We start from the raw sequence: 25,768 nt of genomic DNA, 5'->3' as shown, positions 1-25,768 counted from the left end.
AAAGGTTGAAAGGCGAACTAGTGAGGGTGGTGTGACTGTGCGCACGCGTTCGATGTCACACTCCGCAGACTACCGCTCACAGCCCGAAGCGACGCTGGAGGTCCCCCAGCTGTCCGGGAAGGCGCGGTGGGCCCGGTTGCTGCCCGTGCCCACCTGGGACGCCGCCACCGCCGGGCACACCCGCCTGCTGCGGAACCGCCCCCGTGGCCTGCTCGGCCATGAGGGTCTCGGTCGACTGGAGCAGCACCGTGCCGGCTCCCACGAACTCGAACTGATGCTCCTCTCCGGAGGCCCCGCCCAGGCCCGTCATCGCACGTAGACCGCCCATCAGGCCGGTCATGTACCCGTGGTCGTAGTGATGGCACGGCGACGGGCAGTCGGCCCAGCCGACGAGCGCCTGCGGGTCCACCCGGATCGGGGGTTCCATGAACACCACCGGACCGTTAGATGCGGCCACAAACTTTCCGGTTCCGATAAGGGTCAGAAAACCCGGCACGATCGACTGCTTGAGGGCAAGACTTGGCTGAAAAGCGAGCAGGTTGCCAGAGCGAATGGTCAGGTTGCCGTCGTCCAGGTCGTACGAATTGACGTCGAAGGCCCGGTCGGCGAGGAGCATCTTGCCGGATCCCTCCGCCACGACCCAGTCGGCGGCGTGCAGAGGCGAATGAAAGGACGTACGGACAAGACGGTCCAATCGCCCGTACCCGATGCCGTTGAAATCGATCGAGCCGTAGTAGGCGATCATCTTCCCCTTCTGCAGGAACCACTGGCTCCCCTTGAGCTCCACACAGAAGGTGTAGTTGTTGACGTTGTCGTCGACGGGCAGCGTCATCGGGTCGTGGACCGCCGGGCCGCCCGGAGTTCCGTAAGCGCTCACAGTTTGTCCTCCGACGCCTGGACGTACACCGCACCGTTGCCGCTCAGCTCCAGCTGGAACGCCTCCCCGGAGCCGCGGCCCACCATGTCGCGCCAGCCGAGCGCCGTGGACAGCTTGTTGCGTACGTCGCCGTGGTGGGCGACGTACGCCTGTGGGTCGACGTGGACCGGCCGCTGCGGAGTGATGGGGATCTCGAAGACGCCCCCGTGGGCCATCACCGCCACCGCGCCCTGTCCCTTCAGGGTGGTCGTGAACAGCCCCTGCCCGGTGACCTGCCCCCGGACCATGCCCATGACGCCGCCCTGCGCGCCCAGGAACATCGTGCCCTGCTGGAGCGTGCCCTCGAAGGCGAGGAGGCGGTCCGCCTCGACGTACAGCGTGTCGCCGGCGAGGTTGATGACCTGGACGTGGTGGCCGCCGTGCCCGAACAGGACCGTGCCGCTGCCCTCGACGGTCATCAGCGGGGTGGCCTCGCCCGCGACCCGGCGCCCGATCATCGACATGACCCCGCCCTGGCCGCTCTGCATGTTGGGCGTGAAGGACACCTCGCCCCGGTAGGCGAGCATGGCGCCGCGCTGGCTGAACAGGCGCTGCCCCGGCAGGACGGTCGCCTCGACCATCTTCGAGTTGATCTCACGGAAGGTCATGTCACACGTCCCCCGCGATCGTGTTCCGCTCGCTCGGCTGCACGTACACCAGCCCGTCCCCCTCGAAGCGGATCTGGAAGGCCTCGCCGCCGCCCTCCCCGAGGAACGTGCGAAACGTCACACCGGACTGGAAGGACTGCCGGACGTTTCCCTGGTGCGCGATGTACGCGCCCGGGTCGACGGTCAGCGGGTACTGCGGACTGACCCTGAGCACCACCGCCGGCCCGTCCGACGTGATCGCCGCCTGGCCGTGCCCCTCGACGGTCGTCGTGAACAGCCCGTTGCCCTGCGAGGCGCCGCGCAGCCCCGTGAACGTCGTGCCGGTGCGCAGCCCGGCGTCCGTCGCGAGCAGGTTGCTCGACTCCACGTACAGCTTGTCCCCCTGGAGATTCACGAGGTTGATCTCGGAGGCGCGGTCCGCGAACCAGCACGTCCCTTGTCCCCTCACCTCCATCACGGTCATCTGCTCGCCGGTGAGCCGCCGGGTCACCATTCCCCGCAGCCCCTCGCCGCCGCCACTGAGCTTCTTGAAGGCCATCTGTCCGTCGTACGCGACCATCGAGCCGTTCTTCGCCTTCACGGCGTCCCCGGTCATGTCGACGGCGAGCACCTTGCTGCCTTGAAGTCGGAACATCGCCACGCTGCGAAGGTAGCCGCCGCCCGGCCGCGCGGACAGGGCCCACGGGTGGAGACGGCCCCTGATCCCACCCCTAGGGGTGGCCGGGCCGGGCGGAAGCCGCGCCGGGCCGGACCCCCTCCCGGCCGGCGCCCACCCGTTTGTCACAATGGACGCGCGCTTGTGCGTGCGTTCACAAACCGTCGACGTCTTCTCTCCCCCGATCCCACCGAAGGTGACCCGTGGACCTCAAGACCGCCACCGCCCTCCGCCGCCTCCGCCTGGTCTCGGCCCCCGAGGCCGTCTCCTTCCTGCTCCTGCTCGTCTGCTCGGTGCTGAAGCGGACCACCGACTTCGACGCGGTGCCCGTGATGGGATCGGTCCACGGTGTCCTGTTCATCCTGTACGTGATCTTCTGGGCCGACGCCTGGAACCGCACCAAGTGGTCCCTCAGGACCGCCGCGCTCTACTTCGTCCTCTCGGTCCTGCCGACCGGCGGCTTCTTCGCGGAGCGCAAGCTCCGGCGCGAGGCCGAGGACGCGGTGATCGCCTCCCGCGCCCGCAAGGAAGGAATCGTGAACGCATGATCGTCGCCTTTTCCGTCACTCCGCTGGGGGTCGGCGAGGACGTGGGGGAGTACGTCGCCGACGCCGTCCGCGTGGTCCGGGAGTCGGGTCTGCCCAACCGCACCGACGCGATGTTCACCTCGATCGAGGGGGAGTGGGACGAGGTGATGGACGTCGTCAAGCGCGCTGTCGCCGCGGTCGAGGCACGGGCCCCGCGCGTGTCCCTCGTCCTCAAGGCGGACCTCCGCCCCGGCGTGACGGACGGCCTCACCTCGAAGGTGGAGACGGTGGAGCGTCACCTCTCCGCGTAGCACAGCGCAGGCATCCCCTGACCGGCCCCTCGCGAACACCACTTTCGCGAGGGGCCGTTGGGCGTCCGCGTCGCGAAGGGCCCGCGCGGATGCGACTCCGCGAGCGCTGGACCAACTCGGGGCGCCGGCAGCCGCGTTGGCGGAACTCGGACCGGTCGTCCAGTGGGCGGTCTGACACCACCTGCGCCGGGGGAGCCATCGCCGAGCCCTGCGCCCTTTCAGGTCAAGGATTGGGCCATTCGCGCCCCACTTGCCGTAAACAGGTGAGCCAACATGGCGAGTCGGATTTGTGGACCATAACTTCGACTCATGGAGAGAAAACAGATCAGATACCTCGGTTGCACCGCACTCGTGGTGGCCTCGGGACTGGCTGGTGTTCCGTCAGCCCACGCCACGACCGCCCATGTCGTGCTTCCGGGGGAATCGATCCAGAAAGCGGTCGACGCCGCACACGCGGGCGACATCATTTTCATCGCGCCCGGCACCTACCATGAAAGCGTCCTCGTCACGAAGTCCGGTCTGAGTATTCGCGGCTCGGGGAAATGGACCGTACTGAAGCCGGACACGACCAAGGCCGGCAACAGCTGCGCGGCGGCCGGCAACGGTATCTGTGTGCAGGGCACGTCCGCCCGGCCGGTCACCGGTACCAGCATCCGTTCGCTCACCCTGACCGGCTACAAGAAGAACGGCCTGTGGGCATCGAACACCGACGGGCTGACCGTGCGGAGGGTGAGCGCCGAGAACAACGGCAACTGGGGCTTCGCCGAGGAACGGTCCGTCCGAAGTGTGTTCGAGGACAATGCCGCCCGGGACAACGCAGAGTCGGGCCTTTTCCTCTCCAACACGGTCGCCACCGAGGCCGGCGCCACGGACACGCACGGCACCGTCGCCCGCCGCAACACCCTGACCGGCAACCGCATCGGCATCACGGTCAGGCGCCTGCGGAACGTCAGCGTCGAGGACAACTACCTCGCCGGGAACTGCGGCGGCATCTTCGTCGTGGGCGACGAGAACAAGCCGCGCACCGGAGCCATTTCCGTTCGCGGCAACAGCGTCCAGGAGAACAACAAGTACTGCCCGAAAACGGCCCGGCTGCCCTTTGTTCAGGGCGCCGGAATCGTCCTCACCGGAGTCGAGGACACGGTCGTGGAGTACAACGACGTCCGAGACAACGTGGGCACGTCCCCGTTCTCCGGCGGAGTGGTGCTGTACAAGAGCATGGTGGGCACTCCGAACGATCGCAACGTCATCCGGGACAACGTGCTGACGGGCAATTCGACGGCCGACCTGGCCAACCGGGACACCGGAAAGGGAAACGAGTTCGACCGCAACACGTGCCGGCGTTCCGAACCCGCCGGAATGTGCTGACCGGCCGACCCGCGTCTTTGCTGGACCAAGCGAATCGAGACGGTACATGACCACTGTGAGTCCCGCCCCCGAAACGGCTCAGGCCGCGGCTCCGGCCGCCGCCTCCCAGCCCGCTCCGGCCATGCGGCTCAGGGAGCTCGTCTTCGGGGCCGCGTGCGCCGCGGCCGTCCGGGCGGCGGCCAGACTCGGCGTCGCCGACGTGCTCGGCGAGGAGCCCGCCACCGCGGAGCAGCTCGCGGCCGAGCTGGGCACCGAGCCGCGGCCCCTGCTGCGGCTGCTCCGGGCCCTGTCCTGCTACGGCATCTTCGCGCAGAACGAGGACGGACGGTTCGTCCACACCAGCATGTCCCGGCTGCTGCGCGAGGACGACCCGCACAGCCTCCGGTACATCTCCCTCTGGTGCACCGAACCCTGGACCTGGAACGCCTGGCCGCTGCTCGACGAAGCGGTGCGGTCGGGCGGCAGCGTCTTCCACGAGCTGTACGGCAAGGGGTTCTTCGACTACCTGCACGAGGACGCGCACGACTCCGCCCATGTCTTCAACCAGGCCATGACCACGTCCAGCGAGCAGTCGGCGCGGGACGTCGCGGAACTCCTCGACCTCACCGGCGTCTCGACGGTCGCCGACATCGGCGGCGGCCAGGGACACGTACTGGCCAGCCTGCTGGAGAAGCACCCGGGCGTCCGGGGAACCCTGCTCGATCTGCCCCGCGTGGTGGAGAAGGCGGACCCCCGGCTGCGTGACGGCGGGTCACTCGCCGCGCGGGCCCGGATCGTCGGCGGGGACTGCCGCGAGAGCATCCCGGTCGAGGCCGACCTGTACATCATCAAGAACATCCTGGAATGGGACGACGACAGCACCCGCAGGACCTTGCGGAACGTGCTGGCGAAGGCCCGCCCCGGGGCCAGGGTCGTCGTCATCGAGAACCTCGTCGACGACACCCCTTCGATGAAGTTCACCACCTCCATGGACCTGCTGCTGCTCCTCAACGTCGGCGGAGCCAAGCACACCAAGGAGAGCCTGGTCACCCGTATCACGGAGGCCGGTCTGACCGTCGGGGAGATCCGGCCGGTCAACGCGTATCTGCACGCGTTCGAGTGCGTCGTACCCGCCTGATCCGAGGTGACAAGGGCCCGCCCCCGGTACTGGCCGGGGGCGGGCCCTTGTCACCTCGGGTGTCAGGAACGGCTGTCGCGTTCCCAGCGGTAGAACTCCTGGGCCATCGCGTCCTTGGGACTGCGCCAGGTCATCGGGTCGTACGCGCTCACGTAGGCGGTGAGTCTGTCGCTGACGTCCCGGAAGGCCGGGTGGTCGGCCACCTTGGCGATCGCGGGGCCGAGCGGCCGGTCCCCCTGCACGAGGTGCATGTACACGTCGTCGAACTGGAACAGGGTGCGACGGGTGACGCCGATGAGGTGCGGCAGTTCGCCGCTGTCGGACTCCGCGAACACTTTCGCGATGTCCGGGGCCGTGCCCGGTGCCATCCGGGCCACGATCAGGGCTTGGTGCATGGGGAGCGTCCTTTCGCGGGACTTGTGCGGGACTTTCGCGGGCGACAGCCGGGCGGACCGTCCGAAAGGACGGTCCGCGGGCCGACAGGAGTGGAGGGTGGAGGGTCAGTCGGTGGTGGCGGAGGCGGTCGCGCGCTCACGGGCGCGCTGTTCGACCTTGTCCCGGATGAGTTCCAGCTGGACGACCGAGTTGCGGTTGATGTTGTCGGTCATCCAGGCGTCGTCGACGGGCGCGTCGGGCTTCATCGCGAAGTCCTGCGTCCAGTGCATCCGCGTGCCGCGGGGGGTCTCCGAGTACACCCACTTGATGTTCATGTACGCGAAGGGGCCGGTCTCGACCCGGCGGGCGTTGACCGTGAGCTTCGGCCGGTCGGGCTCCCGCTCCGACACCCAGCTCCAGACCTTGCCGTTGTCGTCCGGGTGCATGGTGAGACGGAAGGTGGTCTTGCCGTTCTCCCGGGACAGGACCTCGACGGACGCGTACTCGCTGAACAGCTGCGGCCAGTTCTCGATGTCGTTGGTCATGTCCCAGACGACGTCCAGGGGGGCGTCGATGGTGATCTCGTTCTCGGTGTGTCCGGCCATGTCAGGCTCCTGCCACTACGTTGCTGCCGACGAGGTCGAGGAACTCGCGCGGGGTCCTGCAGCGCTCCGCGTCGGGCGGCAGGATCAGGCCGTGGTTGTTCTCCAGCTCGCCGACGATGCCGAGCAGGCCGAGCGAGTCCAGCCCGAACTCGTCGAAGCCGGAGTCGAGCCGGTCCGCCAGCTCGCTCGCGTCGACGGTGACGCCGGCCGCCTTCTTCATCAGAGCGGCCAGCTCCTGGACGGTCAGTTGGTTGTCCATCGGTTTCTCCTTCTCATGAGAGGGCGTGGGCGCCGTGCCGCAGCACGAGTGCCGCGTTGGAGCCCATGAGTCCCCGGCTGAGGACCAGCGCCGTGCGCAGTTCGGCGGGGCGGGCACGTCCGGTCACCAGGTCGAGGTCGTGGCAGGGGTCGAAGACGTTCGGCGTGGGCGGCACGAGGCCGTGTTCCATGGCGAGCACCGCCGCCGCCACGTCCAGCACCGGCGCCCCGCAGTACGCCCGGCCGATCCCGGTCTTGGGCGCCGTCACCGGCACCCGTCGGCCGTGTCCGCCCAGGACGTCGGCGATCGCCAGCGCCTCGGCACGGTCGGCCGCCGGCACCCCGAACGCGTCCGCGAAGACGACGTCGACCTCCTCGGGAGCGCACGCGGCCTCGTCGAGGGCGACCCGTATCGCCTGGGCCAGTCCCTCCCGGGACTGCTCCCATTGGGACGCGCCGGTGAAGGTCGCCCCGTGCCCGGCGACGAACGCCCGGACGGCGGCGTCCCGTTCCCGCGCGACGGTCTCCGCCTCGACGACGAGCATGGCGCCGCCCTCGGCGGGCACGAACCCGCACGCGCCGTCCGTGAAGGGCCGGTAGGCGTGCGTCGGGTCGTCGCTGGTGCTGAGGTCCTCGTAGCCGAGCTGGCAGACCATCGAGTACGGCGCCAGCGGAGCCTCGGCGGCACCGGCCACGATCACGTCGGTGCCCCGCCGGACCGCCCGGGCGGCGTGCGCCAGGGCGTCCAGGCCACCGGCCTCGTCGCTGGCCACCACGCCGCACGGCCCCTTGAAGCCCCCGCGGATGGACACCTGGCCGGTGCTCGCCGCGTAGAACCAGGCGATGGACTGGTACGGACCCACGAATCTGGGCCCCTGCCCCCACAGCCGCTGCAGTTCCCGCTGCCCGAACTCGCCGCCGCCGGATCCCGCGGCGGTGACCACGCCGACCGCGAACGGATCCCGGTCGGTGTCGGCGCGGCCGAGCCGGGCGTCCGCCAGCGCGCCGTCGGCGGCGGCCATCGCGAAGTGGCTGAACCGGTCCGTCTGGACGAGGAACCGCTCCTCGATCAGTGCCGCCGGATCGAATCCGTGGACCTCGCCGGCGATCCGCAGGGGCAGGTGCTCACACCCCTCGCGGGTCACCCGGTCCAGGAAGCTGAGGCCCTCCTGCGTGGACTTCCAGAAGGTCTCGGTGTTCACTCCGTTGGGGGCGACGACACCTATGCCGGTGACGACGGCGCGCCGGGTTCGCTGTGGCTTCATCGCGTCCTCCGATCTGGTCGGGTCAGGATCACCGCGGACTGGAAGCCGCCGAAGCCGCTGCCCACGGACAGCACGTTGCGCAGCTTGGCCTGGCGTGCGGTGCGTGGCACGTAGTCGAGGTCGCACTCGGGGTCCGGGGTCGTGTAGTTCGCCGTCGGCGGCACGACCTGGTGGACGAGGGCCAGGACACAGGCCAGGACCTCGATCGCCCCGATGGCGCCCAGGGAGTGGCCCACCATCGACTTGATCGAGCTCATCGGCGTCCGGTACGCGTGGTCGCCCAGCGACCGCTTCACCGCGGCCGTCTCGTGCCGGTCGTTCTGCTGGGTGCCGGAGCCGTGGGCGTTGACGTAGTCGATGGCGGAGCCGTCCAGGCGCGCGTGGGCGAGCGCGTCGTCGATGGCGCGCGCCATCTCCAGGCCCTCCCGGGTGAGACCGGTCATGTGGTAGGCGTTGCCGAAGGTGGCGTAGCCGCCGATCTCGCAGTACACGTGCGCACCGCGGGCACGGGCGTGTTCGAGCTCCTCCAGGATCAGTACGGCTCCGCCCTCACCCATGACGAACCCGTTGCGGTCCTTGTCGAACGGCCGGGAGGCGTGCGCGGGGTCGTCGTTGTTCGGCGAGGTCGCCTTGATGGCGTCGAAGCACGCCATCGTGATGGGCGAGATCGGCGAGTCCGAGGCCCCGGCTATGCAGACGTCGACCCGGCCCTCCTGCACTGCGTGGAAGGCGTAGCCGATCGCGTCGAGGCCGGAGGTGCAGCCGGTGGAGACGGTCTGCACCGGGCCGCCGGCCCCGAACTGCTCGGCCACCTCGGAGGCGAGGGCGCTCGGCGAGAACGCGCGGTGCAGATGGGCACCCGCCAGGCGGTGGTCGACATCCCACCGCCGGCCGGTCTCGCTGACCGCCACGTAGTCGTTTTCGAGGCGCGTGGTGCCACCGACGGCGGTGCCCAGGGACACCCCCATGCGCCAGGGATCCTCCTTCTCCGGGTCGAGTCCCGCGTCGCGCACCGCCTCCCGGGCGGCGACCATGGCGAACTGGACATAGCGGTCGGCACGTTCGGTCGTCGCCGCGTCGATTCCGTGGGCGGCCGGGTCGAAGTCGACCTCCGCCGCGATACGCGAACGCAGACCCGCCGGGTCGAAGAGCGTGATGCCCCTCGTCGCGGTGCGGCCGTTCGCCAGGAGGTCCCAGAACGCCGGTACGCCCACACCGCCGGGGGCCACGATGCCGACGCCGGTGACCGCCACGCGCCGGGTCATGACACCGCCTCGGCTCGCGCTGGGGTCAAGACCTGTCCGGCTCCCTCCATCTCGTCGGTCACCTCGGTGTCGACGTGGCCGAGCTTGGGGCGTGGCGCCAGCGGGCCCAGGTGGAAGACCATCCGGGCCTCCACATCGCCCACGTTGCGGAAGCGGTGCCGCATGTTGATCGGGATCAGCAGGCCCTGGTCGGCCCGGATCGGGAACGTCTCGCCGTCCAGGTCGACTTCGAGCACACCGTTCACGACGTAGACGAACTCCTCGGAATACGGGTGGTAGTGCTCCCCGATGCGGTCGCCGGGCTGGATGATGGCGAGGCCCATGAAGCCGCTCTTGGCGCCCACCGCGGTGGGCGTGAGCATGGCGCGCAGATCACCTCCGCGCCGGGTGTTCGGCTCGGTCTCGCTCAGGTCCACGATGCGTGGGCGGGGCGTGGTCATGTGTGTTTCCTCCGGTTGATGTGTGCCGACGGCGCCTGCGCGTCCGGCCGTGACCGGGCCGGACGCTCCGGTCAGGAGCGCGATGAGCTGCGGTCGGTGATCAGCTGCATGTCGGACCGCTCCAGGAAGTGCGCGATGTCCTTCTCGGTCTCCGGCGCCCCGTAGACGCCGAGCGCGTCGCCGTCGAGCAGGCGGCTCAGGACGGCCCCGTCGCGGCCGCCCTTGAGACCGACGGCCAGGACGGGGTCGTGCTTGATGTCACCCCGTACGTCGACCAGGCGGACAACGATGTCGTCGCGCTGGAAGATCGTGCTGCCGTGTACGGGGTTGGCGGGGTCCTCGGCCGCCGCCTCGTCCTCGCGGGCGAGCAGCCGCGCCAGGGCCATGCCGGACCCCGCCTTCGCCGGGTAGAAAAGTGCGTGCCGCTTCACGTCCGACGGCTCGCCGGTGCCGATCGCCACGTGGTGCACCGCGGGCAGCGCCGCCCGGGTGAAGAAGACCCGGGCCGACCCCGGATCGCTGAGGTCCCGGTCCTGCTCCAGGTAGGGGTTGATGGCCTCCTCGACCGCCCGGACCTCGGGCTGCCGGGACACATGGCGCAGGGCGGCCATCAGGTCGCCCTCCACCTCGATGGCCCGGACCACCCGGTTGCCGTGCATGAAGAGCGAGGTGCGGCGCAGCCGGGTGTTCTCGTCGACCTGCGCCTGCGGCGAGGAGTATCCGGCGAGGAGCTCGGCGACGACACGCTCGCTGCCCGGCTTCACCGTGAAGGTGAGGGCGTGGCGCACCACGCCGTCGCCCAGCCGTGCCGTCGGCTGGAAGTGGCCCTTCTCCGACTCCGGCAGCGGCGCGGAGGCGTTGCGCGTCTCGCGCAGGACGCTGAAGCGCAGGGAGCGGGTGTCACGGACGCAGCTGTGCAGCGGCTGGACCGTCTCGACGTGCTCCTCGCTGTTCACCCAGGCCAGGAACGGCGGGGCGCTCTCCCACTCGCTGGTGATGAGCCACTGCGAGGGGTTCTCGATCGACTGGCACAGCTGGTCACTGATGTGGCCGGGCACGGAGGCCACTTGGTTGCGCAGCTGCTCGTAGGCCTCCAGGAACTGCTGCTGGGCGCCGTCGTGAAGGTCCAGCAGCAGGACGACCCGCAGACGCGAGCCGTCGAACGCGGACTGCGACACACGCTCCGAGACACGTTCCGTTACTCGTTCCGTGATGGTCATTCAGCACACATCTCCTCGGTGACAACCGGGGCGCTCCCGGTGTCGGGAGCGGCGATCAGCCCGGACCCCGATCGTGATTCGGTCTGAAGGACGGCGCGAGTCGCGTGAACCACGTGGGTGACCCCCCGGGCGAAGCGGGTGACGAACCGGGTGCACCAGTCGGGTGAATGGGGCGAGCGAACCCCTCCCGCCGGGGCATGGAAGCCCTGTAGCCGGAGGGTCCATGGAAGCCCTGAAGCCGGGGTCCGCTGCTGGAGGCATTGATGAACGCAGAAGTCGACCACCACGTGCCCGTTCTCGTCGTGGGGGGCTCCCTCGTGGGCCTGTCCGCCTCACTGTTCCTGGGCCGTCTCGGGGTCCCGCACCTGGTCGTCGAGAAGCATTCGGGCACCTCCATGCACCCACGCGGGCGCGGCAACAACGTGCGCACGATGGAGTTGTTCCGGGTCGCCGGGGCCGAACAGCGGATCCGGGCGGCCGCGTCGACACTGGCGGACAACCACGGCATCCTGCAGACCCCGTCCCTCGTCGGCGACCAGGGCGAATGGCTGTTCAAGGAGATCGACCCGGGCGGCGGCCTGGCCCGCTTCAGCCCGAGCGGATGGTGCCTGTGCAGCCAGAACGACCTGGAGCCGGTGCTGCTGAAGTGTGCCCGTGACCTCGGCGGCGACATCCGGTTCTCCACCGAACTGCTCTCCGTCGACCAGGACCGGGACGGCGTCACCGCGGTCGTCAAGAACCGGGACACCGGCGCGCACACCACCGTACGGGCCGAGTACCTCATCGCGGCCGACGGTCCGCGCAGCCCCGTCCGCGAGGGACTGGGCATCGGCCAGACGGGTCCCGGCGACCTGTTCCACAACGTGAGCATCACCTTCGACTCCCGCGGCCTCGCGGACGCGGTCGGCGAGCGGCGCTTCATCTGCTGCTACCTGACCGCCCCGGAGGCGGACGGGGCGCTCCTGCCGGTGGACAACGTCGAGAAGTGGGTGTTCCACGCCCCCTGGCACCCCGAGCGGGGCGAGACGCTGGAGGACTTCACGGAGGAGCGGTGCGCCGCCCACATCCGCCGGGCCGTCGGCGTCCCCGACCTGGACGTGAAGATCACCGGCAAGGCGCCCTGGCACGCGGCGCAGCGGGTCGCCGAGCGGTACTCGGCGGGCCGGATCTTCCTCGCCGGGGACTCCGCCCACGAGATGTCGCCGACCGGGGCGTTCGGCTCCAACACCGGCATCCAGGACGCGCACAACCTCGCCTGGAAGCTCGCCGCCGTGCTGAACGGCTGGGCAGGGCCAGGACTGCTGGAGTCCTACGAGGCGGAGCGGCTGCCCGTGGCGCAGGCGACGAGCGCGCGTGCCGCCGCCCGCTCCGTGGAACACAGCCACCCGGGCTACGCCCCCGCGCCCGGTGCGGGCGGCGGCGGACGGCAGGGCGGCGTCCTCAAGGTGGCCCTGGGCTACCGCTATCCGCGTGGCGCCGTCGCCGGCACCGACCCCGAGGGTCCGGTCGTGCCCGAGCAGATGGCGATGACCGGCGAACCCGGCAGCCGCGCCCCGCACATGTGGCTCCTGCGCTCCGGCGTCCGCATCTCCACGCTCGACCTGTACGAGCGGTCCTTCGTGCTGCTCGGCGGCGCCGACGACGACGCGTGGCACACGGCGGCGAGCAAGGTCGCCGAACGCCTCGCGGTACGCCTCGACTCGTACCGTATCGGCAAGGGCCCGCACGCGGACCTCGTCCCCCAGGACTCCACGGACTGGTCCGAACTCCACGGCACGACACCGCGGGGCGCGGTGCTGGTCCGGCCCGACGGGTATGTGGCATGGCGGTCGGAGGAGGCGGTGAGCGATCCGGAGACGACGCTGTACGACCTCATGGCATCCCTGCTCGACCTGGCCTGAGCCCCGCGGACGCGGGACCGGAAGAACGGCGACCCCCGAGGGATCTCAGCCTCCCGAGGCCAGCGCGATCCCCAGGGGGGTCCGCTCGTACAGCACCTGATGCCCGTACCGCCGCGCGGTCAGCAGGCCCGCGTCGCGCAGGGCCGTCAGATGCGCGGACACCGACGACGGTGCGAGCCCCAGCCGGTGCGCGAGGGCCGTCGTGGTGGCGGGCTCGTCCAGCGCCGTCAGCACGGCGGCCCGGCCGCGCCCCAGCAGCCGTACGAGCGCCTCGGACAGCCGGTCCGCCGGCTCGGCCCACAGGCCGCCGACACCCCGCGCCGGGTAGACGAGCGTCGGCTGCCAGGGCGGGTCGAAGCCGCTGATGACGTCCGGCCAGCTGAACACGCTCGGCATCAGCACCAGCCCCTGCCCGCCGAGGTGCCGCTCGTACTCGACGTGCGCCTCGACGGTCAGCGTCCCGGCGTGCCAGCCGCAGCGCCGGTTGATCTCCGGCAGCACCCCGCCGAGACCGACCTCGGCCAGCCGGCGTGAGTGGAAGGCGATGTCCGCCTCCAGCAGGGCCCGCAGCCGGGGCCAGTCCGGGGCGAGGAGGGTGTGCCAGACCTCCTCCAACGCGTCGGACAGCTCCCGGATCATGCGTGCCGGGTCCGCCAGCCACGCCCGGCCCCGCGGCGAGTCCAGCGCGCCCGGGGTGTCCGCGAGCGACCGTGCCGTGTCCGCGCGGGCCGCCTCGGGATCGGCGGCGCGGACCGCGGCGATCTCCTCCTCGAAGCCGGCCGCCGGGCCGATGGGCGGCGAGCCCAGCCAGTCGGGGGAGTGGCCGCGGCGCGGCATCAGCAGCCACAGGCCGGTCAGGTCCAGCGCGTCGGCCGCGGTCCGGATCCGGCGCAGCCAGTGCGCGTGGTAGCCGTGCCGGTCGGGTCGCTTGAGGGTGCGCACCACCTCCTGCGTCTCCCACAGCGGGGAGAGCGCGAACCGGCAGCGGAGGAAGTCGTCCTCCCCGAAGCGCAGACGCATCGGCACGACGTCACCACCCCGGAAGATTCGGCCTGTGCCGAAACTCTACGGTCACCGGTCCTCGGGGCCGCACGCTGCTGCCCATGCCGGAAGAACCCGAGGCCACGACGACCCTGCCCGAACCCCCCGCGCCCGCACCGCCCACGGGATACGCCCGCGTCTTCGCGGCCCCCGAGTTCCGGGCCGTCTTCGCCGCCCATCTGCTGTCCATGCTCGGCGTGGTCGTCAGCGAGATCGCGCTGTCCGTCCTGGTCTACGACCTCACCGGCTCGCCCCTGCTGAGCGCGCTGACCTTCGCGCTCGGCTTCCTGCCGTACCTCGTCGGCGGCACCCTGCTCGCCGGCGTCGCCGACCGCTACCCGGCCCGACGCGTGCTGGTGGTGTGCGACCTCGTCTGCGCCGGGTGTGTGGCGCTGATGGTGGCGCCGGGCGCGCCCATCGCGGCGCTGCTCGCGCTGCGCTGCGTCCTGGCCGTCGTCTCACCGGTGTTCTCCGGGACCCGCATGGCCACGCTCGCCGACATCCTCGGCGACGGCGACCTGTTCGTCCTCGGCCGCTCCCTGCTGCGGATCGTCGCGCAGAGCGCGCTGCTCGTCGGCTACGGGCTGGGCGGCCTGCTGCTCACCGCCGTCTCCCCCCGCCACGCGCTGCTGGTCACCATCGGCACCTTCCTCTCCTCGGCGGCCCTGCTGCGCTTCGGCACCCGGCGCCGCCCGGCCCGGGCACGGGACACGGGCGCCCTGGTGGCGGACTCCCTCAAGGGCGCCCGGCAGGTGCTGGCCGACCGACGGGTACGGGTGCTGCTCCTGCTCTTCTGGGTGCCACCGATGTTCTCCGTCGCACCGGAGGCACTCGCCGCGCCCTACGCCGACGACCTCGGCGTCGGCTCCACCGGCCTCGGTCTGCTGATGTGCGCGCTGCCGGTCGGCACGATCGCCGGGGAGCTGTACGCGGGCGCGCGGCTGCGGCCCGCGACCCGGGAACGCGTCGCGCTCCCGCTGGTCTGCCTCACCCTGCTGCCCTACCTCGGCTACGCCCTCCAGCCCGGCCTCGCAGTCTCGCTGCTGCTGCTCCTGATCTCGGGTGCGGGCTCCGCGTACACGCTCGGCCTGGACCAGTGGCTCGTGCGGGACGTGCCGGAGGAACTGCGCGGCCGGGCCATGACCCTGCTGACCGCCGGGCTGATGACGGTCCAGGGTGTGGGCATGGCGCTGGCGGGTGCGGCGGCCGAGGTCGTGGGCGTGACCGCGGCGGTCGCGGGCGCCGGGGCGCTGGGCACACTGTGCTGCGTGGTGCTCGCGGTACAGACCTGGCGGACCGAAAGGCGAGACGGGGCTGACCGCGATATGACCGCCGGGTAATGTCTGGTGCCGTGCCGAAGCCCCTCAGTCTCCCCTTCGATCCCATCGCCCGCGCCGACGAACTGTGGAAGCAGCGCTGGGGAAACGTGCCGTCCATGGCCGCGATCACCTCGATCATGCGCGCGCAGCAGATCCTGCTCGCCGAGGTCGACGCGATCGTCAAGCCCTATGGGCTGACGTTCGCGCGGTACGAGGCGCTGGTGCTGCTGAACTTCTCCAAGGAGGGCGAGCTGCCGATGTCCAAGATCGGCGAGCGGCTCATGGTGCACCCGACGTCGGTGACGAACACGGTGGACCGGCTGGTCAGGTCCGGCCTGGTGGACAAGCGCCCCAACCCCAACGACGGCCGCGGCACCCTCGCCTCCATCACCGGCAAGGGCCGCGAGGTGGTCGAGGCGGCCACCCGTGACCTGATGGCGATGGACTTCGGGCTCGGCGTGTACGACGCCGAGGAGTGCGGGGAGATCTTCGCGATGCTGCGGCCGCTGCGGGTCGCGGCGAAGGATTTCGACGAGCAGTAGGACAGGCCGTGACCCGGGACAAGATCTCCCGGAACGGGCGGTTACGCTCGTCGGCATGAAGAAAAGCGTGCTGACGCGCTACCGCGTCATGGCCTACGTCACCGGTGTGCTGCTCGTCCTGCTGTGCCTGAGCATGATCGCCAAGTACGGCCTCGACGTCGACGGCGCCGCCGACTTCACCCGTGTCGTCGCCATCGCGCACGGCTGGCTGTACGTCGTCTACCTGGTCTTCGCCTTCGACCTCGGCTCCAAGGCGAAGTGGCCCGTGGGGCGCCAGCTGTGGGTGTTGATCGCCGGGACGATCCCGACGGCCGCGTTCTTCGTGGAGCGGAAGATCAGCCGCGAGCTGGAGGCGAAGGTCGCGGAGGGTTCCCCCGCGGTCGCCAAGGCGTAACCCACACCGCCGTACGGGTGTCGTGCGGCGGTTGCCCATCGACATTTACTAGGACGTCCTAGTAAATTCGAGGGTATGGACGCTGACGCCATCGAGGAGGGCCGCCGACGCTGGCAGGCCCGGTACGACGCCGCACGCAAGCGCGACGCTGACTTCACCACGCTCTCCGGCGATCCCGTGGAGCCGGTGTACGGGCCCCGACCGGGAGACGAGTACGAGGGCTTCGAGCGGATCGGCTGGCCCGGGGAGTACCCCTTCACCCGCGGGCTGTACCCGACCGGCTACCGGGGGCGGACGTGGACCATCCGGCAGTTCGCCGGGTTCGGCAACGCCGAGCAGACCAACGAGCGCTACAAGATGATCCTCGCCAACGGCGGGGGCGGGCTCTCCGTCGCCTTCGACATGCCGACGCTGATGGGCCGCGACTCCGACGACCCACGCTCGCTGGGCGAGGTCGGGCACTGCGGGGTCGCCATCGACTCGGCCGCCGACATGGAGGTCCTGTTCAAGGACATCCCCCTGGGTGACGTCACGACGTCGATGACGATCAGCGGCCCGGCCGTCCCCGTCTTCTGCATGTACCTGGTCGCCGCGGAACGGCAGGGCGTGGACCCGTCCGTCCTCAACGGCACGCTCCAGACGGACATCTTCAAGGAGTACATCGCCCAGAAGGAGTGGCTCTTCCAGCCCGAGCCGCACCTGCGCCTCATCGGCGACCTGATGGAGCACTGCGCGGCCGGCATCCCCGCCTACAAGCCGCTGTCCGTCTCCGGCTACCACATCCGCGAGGCCGGCTCCACGGCCGCGCAGGAGCTGGCGTACACACTGGCGGACGGCTTCGGGTACGTGGAGCTGGGCCTGAGCCGCGGCCTCGACGTGGATGTCTTCGCCCCCGGCCTGTCCTTCTTCTTCGACGCGCACGTCGACTTCTTCGAGGAGATCGCCAAGTTCCGCGCGGCGCGCCGGATCTGGGCGCGCTGGATGCGGGACGTGTACGGCGCGCAGTCCGAGAAGGCGCAGTGGCTGCGCTTCCACACGCAGACCGCCGGCGTCTCGCTGACCGCGCAGCAGCCGTACAACAACGTGGTGCGTACGGCGGTGGAGGCGCTGGCGGCGGTGCTGGGCGGCACCAACTCGCTGCACACCAACGCCCTCGACGAGACCCTCGCCCTGCCCTCCGAGCAGGCGGCGGAGATCGCGCTGCGTACCCAGCAGGTGCTGATGGAGGAGACCGGCGTCGGCAACGTGGCGGACCCGCTGGGCGGTTCGTGGTACGTCGAGCAGCTCACCGACCGGATCGAGGCCGACGCCGAGAAGATCTTCGAGCAGATCAAGGAGCGGGGCCTGCGGGCGCACCCCGACGGGCGGCACCCGATCGGGCCGGTCACCTCCGGGATCCTGCGCGGGATCGAGGACGGGTGGTTCACCGGGGAGATCGCGGAGGCGGCGTTCCGCTACCAGCAGTCCCTGGAGAAGGGCGACAAGCGGGTCGTGGGCGTGAACGTCCACACCGGCTCCGTGACCGGGGACCTGGAGATCCTGCGGGTCAGCCACGAGGTGGAGCGGGAGCAGGTGCGCGTGCTGGCGTCCCGCAAGGCGGCGCGGGACGACGTGGCCGTGCGCTCGGCGCTGGACGCGATGCTCGCCGCCGCGCGCGACGGCTCGAACATGATCGGCCCGATGCTGGACGCCGTACGGGCGGAGGCGACCCTGGGGGAGATCTGCGGGGTGCTGCGGGAGGAGTGGGGGGTGTACACGGAGCCGGCGGGGTTCTGAACGGCCCTCTTCCTGCGGTTTCTCGGCCTTCGCACGGCTGGATCACACCCGTAACGATCTTGTTACGGGTGTGATCATTTTGTCTACCCCTGGTTACCTGTGGGTTCTTGGTGAAGATTATTTGATCTTCCGTTGGTGAACCTGAGCGTGAGAGCGTCCCTTGGGGTTCGCCCCGGTACCGCACGGGGGTGGTGTGGTTGCTCTCTGTGGCGTCGGGCACGTGTCCCGCTTTCCAGCGGCAGTGTCCGGCTCTCGTGCGCGCGTCCGGAGGCTGTCGACCCTTCAGGACATTAGTTAGGTAAACTAGATGTCATTGGGAAGATCGTACGGCAGGCGCCGAAGGCGTTTGCGTGACGCTCTCACCAGAGCGACAGCAGGGACGGCACTCGTCACCGCTGCCGCTCTTTTCGCCGGTCTGATACAGGCCGTGCCCGCCTCCGCCGACACGGCGGAGGAGGACGACGGCCTCTACCGCAACAGCATCGGGGAGTCGGCGCGCCTCGACCGCTGCCTCGCCGGTGTGGCGCTGCACTACGGCGGCGCGAACATGAAGGCCAAGGCCATCGAGGGCCTGACCGGCACCGTCGACGAACTGCGAGCCGTCGTCGGCGACATCGGCTGGATCGGTCTCGAACCCCTCGGGCAGGCGCGGGACGCCGACACCGAGGCGGCGCACGACTACGGGACGGCTTTCAAGGCCCGCACCGAGGCGCTCGACGCGGCCAATAAGCCCTACGCCTCGTCCGCCTGGCTCAGCGGCGACATGCAGTGGTACGCGCCCGAATTCGGCGCGGACATACGCCAGTTCACCCTGCACACGCAGGAGGAGATGGCGGGCAGGCTCGGCTGGGACGGCCACACCAACGCCGGCGCCGACGCCGTTGCCCGGGCCAAGGAGATCGCCGCGCAGGCCGACGGCCAGGACACCTGGAACGACTGGGCCGCGGCGAGCATGCTCAGCGACTTCAACACCCTCTACTCGCGCGGCACCACTGCCAGCGACATCGCCTCCTACCTGCGTCACGGCGGATTCCTCACCGAGGCACCCGCCGCGGGTACGGCCGAGTACCGCATCGAGGTCGAGGCCCTCAAGCAGGCCTGGGCCGCGTGCGACAGCCAGAACCCGGTTGATGCCCGCCGCGTGCTCAACGGCCCGGTGATGACCGCGATGGCCGAGTGGGAGGCGGAGTACGCCGCCCAGGCAGCCCCGCGCGCCACCATCATCCAGGCGGAGGCGGACGCCGCTGCCGCCACCCGCGAGGCCACGGACGACATGATCGAGGCCATCGGGGAGGCCTGGCTGGCCGAGCAGATCCTGACCTGGCGCAAGTACTGGCAGGGCAGGCTCGCCAACGACCCCGACGCCGTCGGCAAGCCCGACCAGGCGCTCTACGACCAGGCTGACGCCGACCTGGCCCGCACCCGCGACAACCTCGCGGCCCTGGTCACCTCGGCCGAGCAGTACGCGGCCACCGCTGCTGCCGCCGCCCAGAAGGCCGCGACCGCTCAGCAGACCGCCTGGGCCATCGCCGACACCGACAACGTGCCGCGCGGCCGGGGTCTGGTGTACGCCCAGCAGTCGGTCCAGGTCGCACGTGCCTCCGGCGCGGCCGCCGAGGCCGCCGCGAAGGCGACGCGGACCACGCTGGAGGCCGCCAACGCCACCGTCGCCGACAGCGACACCCTGCTGGCCAAGGCGCAGACCGAGTCGCACGCCGTGAACACCGAGTTCCGCCGGATCGCCGCGCAGGAGGCCGCCGCCCAGGCGAAGGCCGCCGCCGACACCGCGGACGCCAACGCCAAGGCCGCCGCCGACAGCGCCATGGACGCGAAGGCCGCCCAGGCCACCGCCGAGGCGAAGAGCGACAAGGCCCACGACGCCGCTGCCACCGCGCAGACCCAGCGCGCCAAGGCCGAACTGGAGCACGCCACCGCCGTCGCCTCCCGGGTCACGGCCGCCACCGAGCGCGCCAAGGCGCAGGAGGCCGAAGCACAGGCGGAGAACGGGAAGACAGCCGCACAGGAGGCCAAGTCGGCAGCCGAGACGGCTGCCGACACCGCCAAGGACAAGCGCGCCACCGCCGATGCGAAGGCCAAGGCCGCCCAGACTGCGCGCGAGGCGGCCGTCGCCGCACTGCAGAAGAAGCAAGCCACCGCGGCCGGCGCCGCGGCTCTCCAGGCCGCCGCCACGGCTGCCGAGGGCAGCGCGGCCGGCACCGAGACCCGGGAGGCTGCCGACAAGGCGCGCACCGCCGCGGACGAGGCGGCGACCGCCGCCACCGCCGCGCAGACCGCCGCGAACGACGCCACCGCCGCCGCGGTCACCGCCCGCTCCGCCGCCACCAAGGCGGAGGGCGCGGCCGAACGCGCCCAGGCCGACGCCGACAAGGCGTGGTTGGCCTATCTGAAGGCCACCGGCGCCGCCGCGACCGCGCACGCCGCGGCCGCCGAGGCCCTGGACGCCGCCCAGGACGCCGCCCTCCGCGCCGACAACGCCGCCACCGCCTCGGAGAACGCCACCGAACTGGCCAAGAAGGCCGGCGAGGAGGCCGCGGCCGCCGCCCCCGAGGCCGATGCCGCCGTCAAGACGGCCGCCACTGCGGCCGGCCGCGCCTACGCCGCCGGGCAGGCCGCGCTCGCCGCCCGCGACAGCGCCAACGACGCCGTGGTCGCCGCCGACGACGCCGTGGCCGTCGGAACTCCATACCGGGAGACGGACTCCTCGGCCGCGTTCGCCGTGCTCGTCGGCCAGTCCTCAAAGTCCCTGGCGGAGCAGCAGGCCGCCGCGGCCGAGGCCAAGGCCGCCGAGGCCGCCGACGCCGCCGAAGCCGCCCAGCAGGCTGCCGACCAGGCACTCGGCGACGCCAAGCTCGCCGCCGAGGCCGCCGCCCAGGCAGCCACCGACTCGGTGCGCGCCGCGCAGGCCGTGACCCGGGCCCAGGCATCCGCGGCGGAGGCGGCGGCCGCGCAGAAGGCCGCGCAGAAGGCCGCCGACTCCGCCTCCGGGTACGCCCAGCAGGCCGGTTCGGACGCCGTCAGCGCCCGGCTGACCGCAGGCGAGGCCCAATCCGAGGCCACCCAGGCCGACCGCGAGGCCACCGAGGCCGAGCGGGACGCCGTGAAGGCCGGGGAGGTCTCCGAGCGGGCGGCCAGCGCCGCCGGTGACGCCGAGAACGCTGCGACTGAGGCGGAACAGGACGCCAAGGACGCCGAGACGAAGGCGGCCGACGCCGACGCCGACTCCAACGCCGCCGAGGACGCCGCCGCCCAGGCCGAACAGGAACAGCGCGAACAGGACGAGGCTGACCTGGAGGACGCCCTCGCCGACGGCGCCACGCCCATCAAGGGAGGCGCCGCCAACTGGCCCGCCCTGGGCGACCAGGAGAAGCAGATCCTCCTCGACGAGTGCGGCCAGACCTGCGTCGACGAGTACAACGACGGCCGCGCCGCCGTCTCCGTCGACGTCCTCGAGTGGACCGCCGCCAACGGCGGCCAGATCCTCCTCGACCAGCTCGGCGCCGCGAAGGTCAAGCAGTGCCTGGCCTTCGACGGAACCGAGAGCTGCCTGTGGTCGCTCGTCGACATCCCGTCCTCCGCCATGATCGTCGGCCGGATCCCCGCGCTGGAGAAGGCCATCGAGGCCGTCTCCACCGGCATGCACCAGGTCTTCGCCGACGCCTATGACGCCCAGCGCAGACTGACCGAACTCACCGCCCTCATCAGCAAGGTCCGCAGCACGCCCCGCCTGGAGCAGTGCGTCGCCGGAGTCGCCCTGCACGCGGGCGGCGCCAACATGAAAGCGAAGGCCATCGAGGGCCTCACCGGCAGCGCCGCCCAACTCCACGAGGTGGTCGGCGACATCGGCTGGATCGGTCTCGAACCGCTCGGCCAGGCACGCGCCCTGGACACCGAGGCCGCCTTCGACTACCGGGACGCCTCCGCCGCCCGCACCGACGGCCTGGAGGACGCCAACCGCCCGTACGCGCTCAGCTCCTTCAGCGACGAGATCTCGCTGCACGCGCCCGAGTTCGACGCGGACGTCCTGCAGTTCACCCTCTTCACACAGGAGGAACTGGCGGGTCGGCTCGGCTGGGACGGCCACAGCAACGCCAGCCCGGAGGCGATCGCCCGGGCAAAGGAGATCTACGAGGAGAACCTCGGCGAGGACTCCTGGAACGACTTCGTGGCGGCCGACATGCTGCGCGACACGAAGCTGAACAACACCCGCTACTGGGGCGGCACCACCGCCACCGACGTCGCCTCCTACTTGAAGCACGGCGGCTTCCTGACCGAGGCCCCCGCCGCTGACTCGGCCGAGTTCCGCATCGAGGTGGAGAACCTCAAGCAGGCCTGGTCGTCCTGCGACAGCGCGGACCCGGTGGACCCGCACAACGCCCTCGCGTCCGTCGTCTCCACGGCGACCGCCGAGTGGAACGCGGAGTACGCCGCCCAGGCCGCCCCGCGCGCCGCGATCCTCCAGGCGGAGGCCGATGCGTCGGCCGCCACCCGCGAGGCCACCGACGACATGATCGAGGCCATCGGTCAGGCATGGCTCGCCGAGCAGATCCTGCTCTGGCAGAAGTACTGGCACGACATACTGAAGGCCGACCCGGACTACATCCTTAAGCCCAAGCAGGCGCTGTTCGACCAGGCCAACACCGACCTGGCCCGCGCCCGCGGCAAGGTGCAGGCGCTGGTCACCTCCGCCAAGCAGCAGGCCACTGCCGCGTCCACCGCCGCCACCCGTGCGGTGACCGCGCAGCAGCAGGCGTACGACATCGCCGACGCCACCCAGGCGCCGCGCGGCCGGGGCCTGACCTACGCCCAGCAGTCGGTCCAGGTCGCCCGTGCCTCCGGCGCGGCAGCCCAGGCCGCCGCGAAGGCGACCGAAACGGCCTTCAACGCAACCAACGCCACTGTCTCCGACGTCAAGGCGCTGCTCGCCCTGGCCCAGACGGAGACCCACGCGGTGAACACCGAGTTCCACCGCATCGCCGCTCAGGAGGCCGCCGCCCAGGCGAAGGCCGCCGCGGACAGCGCCGACGAGCAGGCGGACGAGGCCGAGGCCAACGCCGCGAAGGCGAAGGCGGCGCAGGCCACAGCCGAGAAGGAGGAGGAGGTCGCCCGCCAGGCGGCTGCCACCGCCCAGAGCCAGCGCGCGGTGGCGGAACTGGAGCGGGCCAACGCTGCGGCGGCTCGCGCGACGGCGGAGTCGGAGCGCGAGAAGGCCGCCGGGGCCGAGGCGCGGGCACAGGACGAACGCGCCCGTGCCGGTGACGCGCTCAACGACGCCACCGCCGCGGGTAGTACGGCGGCGTCAAAACGCGCAGCGGCTGAGACAGCCGAGTACGACGCCGCCGAAGCACGGGACCGTGCGGTAGAGGCGGAAAAGCAGAAACGGGCCTACGAGTCCCGGGCCGCCGCCCTCGAGTCTGCCGCAGCCGCGGCGGAGGGGACCGAAGCGGCCGAGGAGACCCGGGCGGCCGCGACGGAAGCGCGCGCCGCGGCCAACGAAGCGGCGTCCGCCGCGTCCGCGGCCCGTTCGGCGGCCGACGACGCGTCCACGGCGGCGGTCAACGCGCGTGCGGCGGCGACCACCGCGAGGGGCGCGGCCACACGGTCCCAGCAGGCCGCGGACGGTGCGTGGTCGGCGTACTACACGGCTGCGGGAGCGGCGGCCAACGCACATGCGGCGGCGGCCGAGGCGATCGACGCCTCCGAGGCCGCGGCACAGAACGCCAAGAACGCCGAAGCGGACTCCAAGAAGGCCTCCGAGGCGGCGGACACCGCCAAGACCGAAGCCGCAGCCGCCCAGAGCGAAGCCGTGGAGACCGCCAAGTGGGCGGCCGAGACCGCCGGTCACGCCTACGCCACCGCTGTGTCCGCAGCAGCGGCGCGGGACACCGCCACGCAGGCGGCGGCACCGGCGAACGAGGCCATCGCGATCGGTACCCCGTACCAGGAGACCGATGCTTCCGCCGCCTTCGCTGTGCTCACCGGCCAAAGTGCGCTGACCCTGTCGGAGCAGCAGGCCGCGGCGGCCCAGGCCAAGGCGGACGAGGCGGCGGGCTTCGCCGTCGAGGCGCAGCGCCTGGCAGAGCAGGCGGACGCGGACGCCAAGCTCGCAGCCGAGGCGGCGGCAGCGGCGGCCAAGGACGCGCAGCGTGCGGCGAACGCGGTCAAGCGTGCCCAAGCGGCCGCCGCCGAGGCCGCCAAGGCCGCCGCCGCGGCCCAGGCAGCGGCCGAACGGGCCTCGGGCTATGCCCAGGAGGCCGGCACCGATGCCGTGTACGCGACGTTCGCCGCCAACGAGGCGGCGACCGATGCGGCCGCGGCCGACCGCGAGGCGACTGACGCGGAACGTGACGCGGCCAGCGCACGTTCGGCCGCGGACGACGCCGAGGCGGACGCAGGGCTGGCCGACCGCGTGGCGACCACTTCGGAACGCGACGCCGACGCAGCGGAAACCGCCGCGGCCAACGCCCAGGAATCCGCGACTGATGCCGACAAGGCCGCCGACCGCGCCGAGGAGGAGGAGCGCAAGCGACTTGAGGAGGAGCGCAAGGCCGCGATGGCATCGGGCGACCAGGGGGTCATCTATGACCCCGGCAGCCAACTGTCCGCCGAGGACGAAGCCATCCTGCTTGAGGCTTGTGGCCAGCAGTGCGTCGACGACTACCGGGACGCTTTCGCCTCGGTGTCGCAGACCATCGTTGACTGGATCCGTGAGAACGGCGCCGATGTGCTGCTTGAGCTCATCGGGGTCAGCGACCTGAAGCGCTGCTTCGGTGAAGGCGACGTCGAGAGCTGCCTGTGGACACTGGTCAACGTCGGCAGCCTGGTGGTCGTCCTCGGTAAACTGCCCGCGGTCTCCAAGGCGATCGCGACAGTGACTGCTGGCATCGCACGGTTCTTTGAGCGGGCCGAGTGGGGAAAGAAGACCCTCGACCGGCTTCGGAAGATCATCGAAAAGGCGAAGAAGGAGCCCGAGCCGAAGCCTGACAAGACGCCGAGCTGCTTCTCGGCCACCAAGCCCAAGGCCGTCAGCTTCGCGAGTGCCGCCAGCGACCCGTTGGACTGCGACGGCATCTCCTTCGATGACCCCAAGCGGCCGCGTCTCGGCTCCGACGGGAAGTACCATATGAAGGAGGGTGACCGCGATGTGAACATCGACGACCCGGCCAACCTCGCAGACACCATCACGGACATCGACTACCTCAAGGACGGTGTCCTCTGGGAGGAGAAGACCGCCTCCGAGAGAAACTTCGCCAAGGGCTACGCGAAGTGGGTCGACAAGAACGTCGAAGGTAAGATCAGGTCTTATCTGCGCGCTCGTCAATACATCAGAGGATACGAGGACGCGCCGATCGGACTGTGGTTCACTGACTCGGCGATCAACACCGTGAATCCCGGGCTTCGTCCACTCGTCGAGCAGAGAATCAGAGAAATGCAGGCCGAGTTCCCGAACCTTACCATCCATCTGAAATGGCCGTCATGAGCTATCTATTCGAAATCGAGGGAGCGGACGTCTGGAGTCCGTCGCACCGAGCGGGAAAGCTGTTCGTCGGTATGGTGACCGCTGCCGCCGACATGGCGAAGCTGCCTAACGGACTTGGTCCGAATCTCGGTGAGATGTACGAGATCGACCGTCAGGAATTCCAGAACCTGGTTCAGGAGTTGTTGACGATCCGCGCTAACAGCGATCACCGGTACCTGGTGATGATGCTGGACGGTGTCCTCCCCATCATGATCGCCATGATCGAGCGGGTGGGGTATCCGGTCCGTCCCAACACCGAGGCGGAAGCGGGCTACCTGTCGTGGGTCCGTGAGCAGGAACTGCCTATGAACAAGATCAGGTAGACAGG

General features: G+C 70.7%; 22 protein-coding genes. 11 read left to right on the top strand and 11 right to left on the bottom strand.

The window, feature by feature from the left end:
• Positions 1 to 76: 76 nt before the first annotated feature.
• The 3 genes from ACFY16_RS07940 to ACFY16_RS07930 are packed head-to-tail and all read right to left on the bottom strand — an operon-like array spanning position 77 to position 2,158.
• Complete coding sequence (locus ACFY16_RS07940; RefSeq protein WP_390646255.1) at positions 77 to 877, bottom strand: AIM24 family protein; 801 nt, start codon at positions 875 to 877, stop codon at positions 77 to 79.
• On the bottom strand, positions 874 to 1,524 hold the full coding sequence (locus tag ACFY16_RS07935; protein WP_390646254.1) for an AIM24 family protein: 651 nt from the start codon (positions 1,522 to 1,524) through the stop codon (positions 874 to 876). Before ACFY16_RS07935 ends, ACFY16_RS07940 begins: the two co-directional genes overlap by 4 nt.
• A gap of 1 nt (position 1,525) precedes the next feature.
• Complete coding sequence (locus ACFY16_RS07930) at positions 1,526 to 2,158, bottom strand: AIM24 family protein (RefSeq protein ID WP_355502056.1); 633 nt, start codon at positions 2,156 to 2,158, stop codon at positions 1,526 to 1,528.
• A 224-nt stretch (positions 2,159 to 2,382) separates the two neighbouring features.
• Here ACFY16_RS07930 and ACFY16_RS07925 point away from each other — a divergent pair, with 224 nt between their 5' ends.
• The 4 genes from ACFY16_RS07925 to ACFY16_RS07910 all read left to right on the top strand — a co-directional run bounded on the left by ACFY16_RS07925 (position 2,383) and on the right by ACFY16_RS07910 (position 5,502).
• Positions 2,383 to 2,727 carry a DUF3817 domain-containing protein gene (locus ACFY16_RS07925; protein WP_390646253.1) on the top strand — a complete coding sequence of 115 codons (345 nt, stop codon included), beginning with the start codon at positions 2,383 to 2,385 and terminating at the stop codon, positions 2,725 to 2,727.
• Positions 2,724 to 3,017 (top strand): MTH1187 family thiamine-binding protein, encoded by a 294-nt coding sequence (locus ACFY16_RS07920; protein WP_390646252.1) that lies wholly within the window; start codon positions 2,724 to 2,726, stop codon positions 3,015 to 3,017. The genes ACFY16_RS07925 and ACFY16_RS07920 overlap by 4 nt, the downstream gene beginning before the upstream one ends.
• Before the next feature lie 309 nt (positions 3,018 to 3,326).
• Positions 3,327 to 4,385 (top strand): nitrous oxide reductase family maturation protein NosD, encoded by a 1,059-nt coding sequence (locus ACFY16_RS07915; RefSeq protein WP_390646251.1) that lies wholly within the window; start codon positions 3,327 to 3,329, stop codon positions 4,383 to 4,385.
• 46 nt (positions 4,386 to 4,431) lie between these two features.
• A complete protein-coding gene (locus ACFY16_RS07910) occupies positions 4,432 to 5,502 on the top strand; it encodes a methyltransferase (RefSeq protein WP_390646250.1) in 1,071 nt (356 codons plus the stop codon).
• Positions 5,503 to 5,564: 62 nt separating this feature from the next.
• Here the strand turns inward: ACFY16_RS07910 and ACFY16_RS07905 are convergent, their stop codons facing one another.
• The 7 genes from ACFY16_RS07905 to ACFY16_RS07875 form a co-directional block, all read right to left on the bottom strand.
• Positions 5,565 to 5,897, bottom strand: a complete 333-nt coding sequence (locus ACFY16_RS07905) for a TcmI family type II polyketide cyclase (RefSeq protein WP_390646249.1) — start codon at positions 5,895 to 5,897, stop codon at positions 5,565 to 5,567.
• Positions 5,898 to 6,002: 105 nt separating this feature from the next.
• Complete coding sequence (locus ACFY16_RS07900) at positions 6,003 to 6,482, bottom strand: SRPBCC family protein (RefSeq protein WP_390646248.1); 480 nt, start codon at positions 6,480 to 6,482, stop codon at positions 6,003 to 6,005.
• A gap of 1 nt (position 6,483) precedes the next feature.
• Complete coding sequence (locus tag ACFY16_RS07895; protein WP_390646247.1) at positions 6,484 to 6,741, bottom strand: acyl carrier protein; 258 nt, start codon at positions 6,739 to 6,741, stop codon at positions 6,484 to 6,486.
• A 13-nt stretch (positions 6,742 to 6,754) separates the two neighbouring features.
• Positions 6,755 to 8,005, bottom strand: a complete 1,251-nt coding sequence (locus ACFY16_RS07890) for a ketosynthase chain-length factor (protein ID WP_390646246.1) — start codon at positions 8,003 to 8,005, stop codon at positions 6,755 to 6,757.
• Positions 8,002 to 9,270 (bottom strand): beta-ketoacyl-[acyl-carrier-protein] synthase family protein, encoded by a 1,269-nt coding sequence (locus ACFY16_RS07885; protein ID WP_390646245.1) that lies wholly within the window; start codon positions 9,268 to 9,270, stop codon positions 8,002 to 8,004. Before ACFY16_RS07885 ends, ACFY16_RS07890 begins: the two co-directional genes overlap by 4 nt.
• Complete coding sequence (locus ACFY16_RS07880; RefSeq protein ID WP_390646244.1) at positions 9,267 to 9,710, bottom strand: cupin domain-containing protein; 444 nt, start codon at positions 9,708 to 9,710, stop codon at positions 9,267 to 9,269. Before ACFY16_RS07880 ends, ACFY16_RS07885 begins: the two co-directional genes overlap by 4 nt.
• A gap of 71 nt (positions 9,711 to 9,781) precedes the next feature.
• Positions 9,782 to 10,930, bottom strand: a complete 1,149-nt coding sequence (locus ACFY16_RS07875; protein ID WP_390646243.1) for a SchA/CurD-like domain-containing protein — start codon at positions 10,928 to 10,930, stop codon at positions 9,782 to 9,784.
• A 263-nt stretch (positions 10,931 to 11,193) separates the two neighbouring features.
• Here ACFY16_RS07875 and ACFY16_RS07870 point away from each other — a divergent pair, with 263 nt between their 5' ends.
• Complete coding sequence (locus tag ACFY16_RS07870) at positions 11,194 to 12,831, top strand: FAD-dependent oxidoreductase (protein ID WP_390646242.1); 1,638 nt, start codon at positions 11,194 to 11,196, stop codon at positions 12,829 to 12,831.
• A gap of 45 nt (positions 12,832 to 12,876) precedes the next feature.
• On the opposite strand, the gene ACFY16_RS07865 is transcribed toward ACFY16_RS07870, so the two are convergent.
• Positions 12,877 to 13,857 carry a DUF5937 family protein gene (locus ACFY16_RS07865; protein ID WP_390646241.1) on the bottom strand — a complete coding sequence of 327 codons (981 nt, stop codon included), beginning with the start codon at positions 13,855 to 13,857 and terminating at the stop codon, positions 12,877 to 12,879.
• Positions 13,858 to 13,934: 77 nt separating this feature from the next.
• Here ACFY16_RS07865 and ACFY16_RS07860 point away from each other — a divergent pair, with 77 nt between their 5' ends.
• The 6 genes from ACFY16_RS07860 (at position 13,935) to ACFY16_RS07835 (ending at position 25,763) form a co-directional block, all read left to right on the top strand.
• Positions 13,935 to 15,212 (top strand): MFS transporter, encoded by a 1,278-nt coding sequence (locus ACFY16_RS07860; protein WP_390646240.1) that lies wholly within the window; start codon positions 13,935 to 13,937, stop codon positions 15,210 to 15,212.
• Between the two features lie 11 nt (positions 15,213 to 15,223).
• Positions 15,224 to 15,733, top strand: a complete 510-nt coding sequence (locus tag ACFY16_RS07855; RefSeq protein ID WP_390646239.1) for a MarR family winged helix-turn-helix transcriptional regulator — start codon at positions 15,224 to 15,226, stop codon at positions 15,731 to 15,733.
• 55 nt (positions 15,734 to 15,788) lie between these two features.
• Entirely contained in the window at positions 15,789 to 16,127 is a 339-nt protein-coding gene (locus tag ACFY16_RS07850; protein WP_355501715.1) for a DUF3817 domain-containing protein, read from the top strand.
• A gap of 75 nt (positions 16,128 to 16,202) precedes the next feature.
• A complete protein-coding gene (locus tag ACFY16_RS07845) occupies positions 16,203 to 17,903 on the top strand; it encodes a methylmalonyl-CoA mutase (protein WP_390646238.1) in 1,701 nt (566 codons plus the stop codon).
• Positions 17,904 to 18,330: 427 nt separating this feature from the next.
• Entirely contained in the window at positions 18,331 to 25,401 is a 7,071-nt protein-coding gene (locus ACFY16_RS07840) for a hypothetical protein (RefSeq protein ID WP_390646237.1), read from the top strand.
• Entirely contained in the window at positions 25,389 to 25,763 is a 375-nt protein-coding gene (locus tag ACFY16_RS07835; protein ID WP_390646236.1) for a DUF6086 family protein, read from the top strand. Before ACFY16_RS07840 ends, ACFY16_RS07835 begins: the two co-directional genes overlap by 13 nt.
• Positions 25,764 to 25,768: the final 5 nt, after the last annotated feature.

It is taken from the genome of Streptomyces sp. NPDC001315, assembly GCF_042896175.1.
GTDB lineage: Bacteria > Actinomycetota > Actinomycetes > Streptomycetales > Streptomycetaceae > Streptomyces.
This window is presented reverse-complemented; position numbering and strand designations above follow the sequence as displayed.

Coding starts and splice junctions, on each gene's coding strand:
- ACFY16_RS07875 (WP_390646243.1), bottom strand. CDS start 10,930: ATGACCATCACGGAACGAGTAACGGAACGTGTCTCGGAGCGTGTGTCG.
- ACFY16_RS07835 (WP_390646236.1), top strand. CDS start 25,389: ATGGCCGTCATGAGCTATCTATTCGAAATCGAGGGAGCGGACGTCTGG.
- ACFY16_RS07895 (WP_390646247.1), bottom strand. CDS start 6,741: ATGGACAACCAACTGACCGTCCAGGAGCTGGCCGCTCTGATGAAGAAG.
- ACFY16_RS07850 (WP_355501715.1), top strand. CDS start 15,789: ATGAAGAAAAGCGTGCTGACGCGCTACCGCGTCATGGCCTACGTCACC.
- ACFY16_RS07890 (WP_390646246.1), bottom strand. CDS start 8,005: ATGAAGCCACAGCGAACCCGGCGCGCCGTCGTCACCGGCATAGGTGTC.
- ACFY16_RS07935 (WP_390646254.1), bottom strand. CDS start 1,524: ATGACCTTCCGTGAGATCAACTCGAAGATGGTCGAGGCGACCGTCCTG.
- ACFY16_RS07910 (WP_390646250.1), top strand. CDS start 4,432: ATGACCACTGTGAGTCCCGCCCCCGAAACGGCTCAGGCCGCGGCTCCG.
- ACFY16_RS07880 (WP_390646244.1), bottom strand. CDS start 9,710: ATGACCACGCCCCGCCCACGCATCGTGGACCTGAGCGAGACCGAGCCG.
- ACFY16_RS07915 (WP_390646251.1), top strand. CDS start 3,327: ATGGAGAGAAAACAGATCAGATACCTCGGTTGCACCGCACTCGTGGTG.
- ACFY16_RS07870 (WP_390646242.1), top strand. CDS start 11,194: ATGAACGCAGAAGTCGACCACCACGTGCCCGTTCTCGTCGTGGGGGGC.
- ACFY16_RS07900 (WP_390646248.1), bottom strand. CDS start 6,482: ATGGCCGGACACACCGAGAACGAGATCACCATCGACGCCCCCCTGGAC.
- ACFY16_RS07930 (WP_355502056.1), bottom strand. CDS start 2,158: ATGTTCCGACTTCAAGGCAGCAAGGTGCTCGCCGTCGACATGACCGGG.
- ACFY16_RS07920 (WP_390646252.1), top strand. CDS start 2,724: ATGATCGTCGCCTTTTCCGTCACTCCGCTGGGGGTCGGCGAGGACGTG.
- ACFY16_RS07905 (WP_390646249.1), bottom strand. CDS start 5,897: ATGCACCAAGCCCTGATCGTGGCCCGGATGGCACCGGGCACGGCCCCG.
- ACFY16_RS07885 (WP_390646245.1), bottom strand. CDS start 9,270: ATGACCCGGCGCGTGGCGGTCACCGGCGTCGGCATCGTGGCCCCCGGC.
- ACFY16_RS07860 (WP_390646240.1), top strand. CDS start 13,935: ATGCCGGAAGAACCCGAGGCCACGACGACCCTGCCCGAACCCCCCGCG.
- ACFY16_RS07845 (WP_390646238.1), top strand. CDS start 16,203: ATGGACGCTGACGCCATCGAGGAGGGCCGCCGACGCTGGCAGGCCCGG.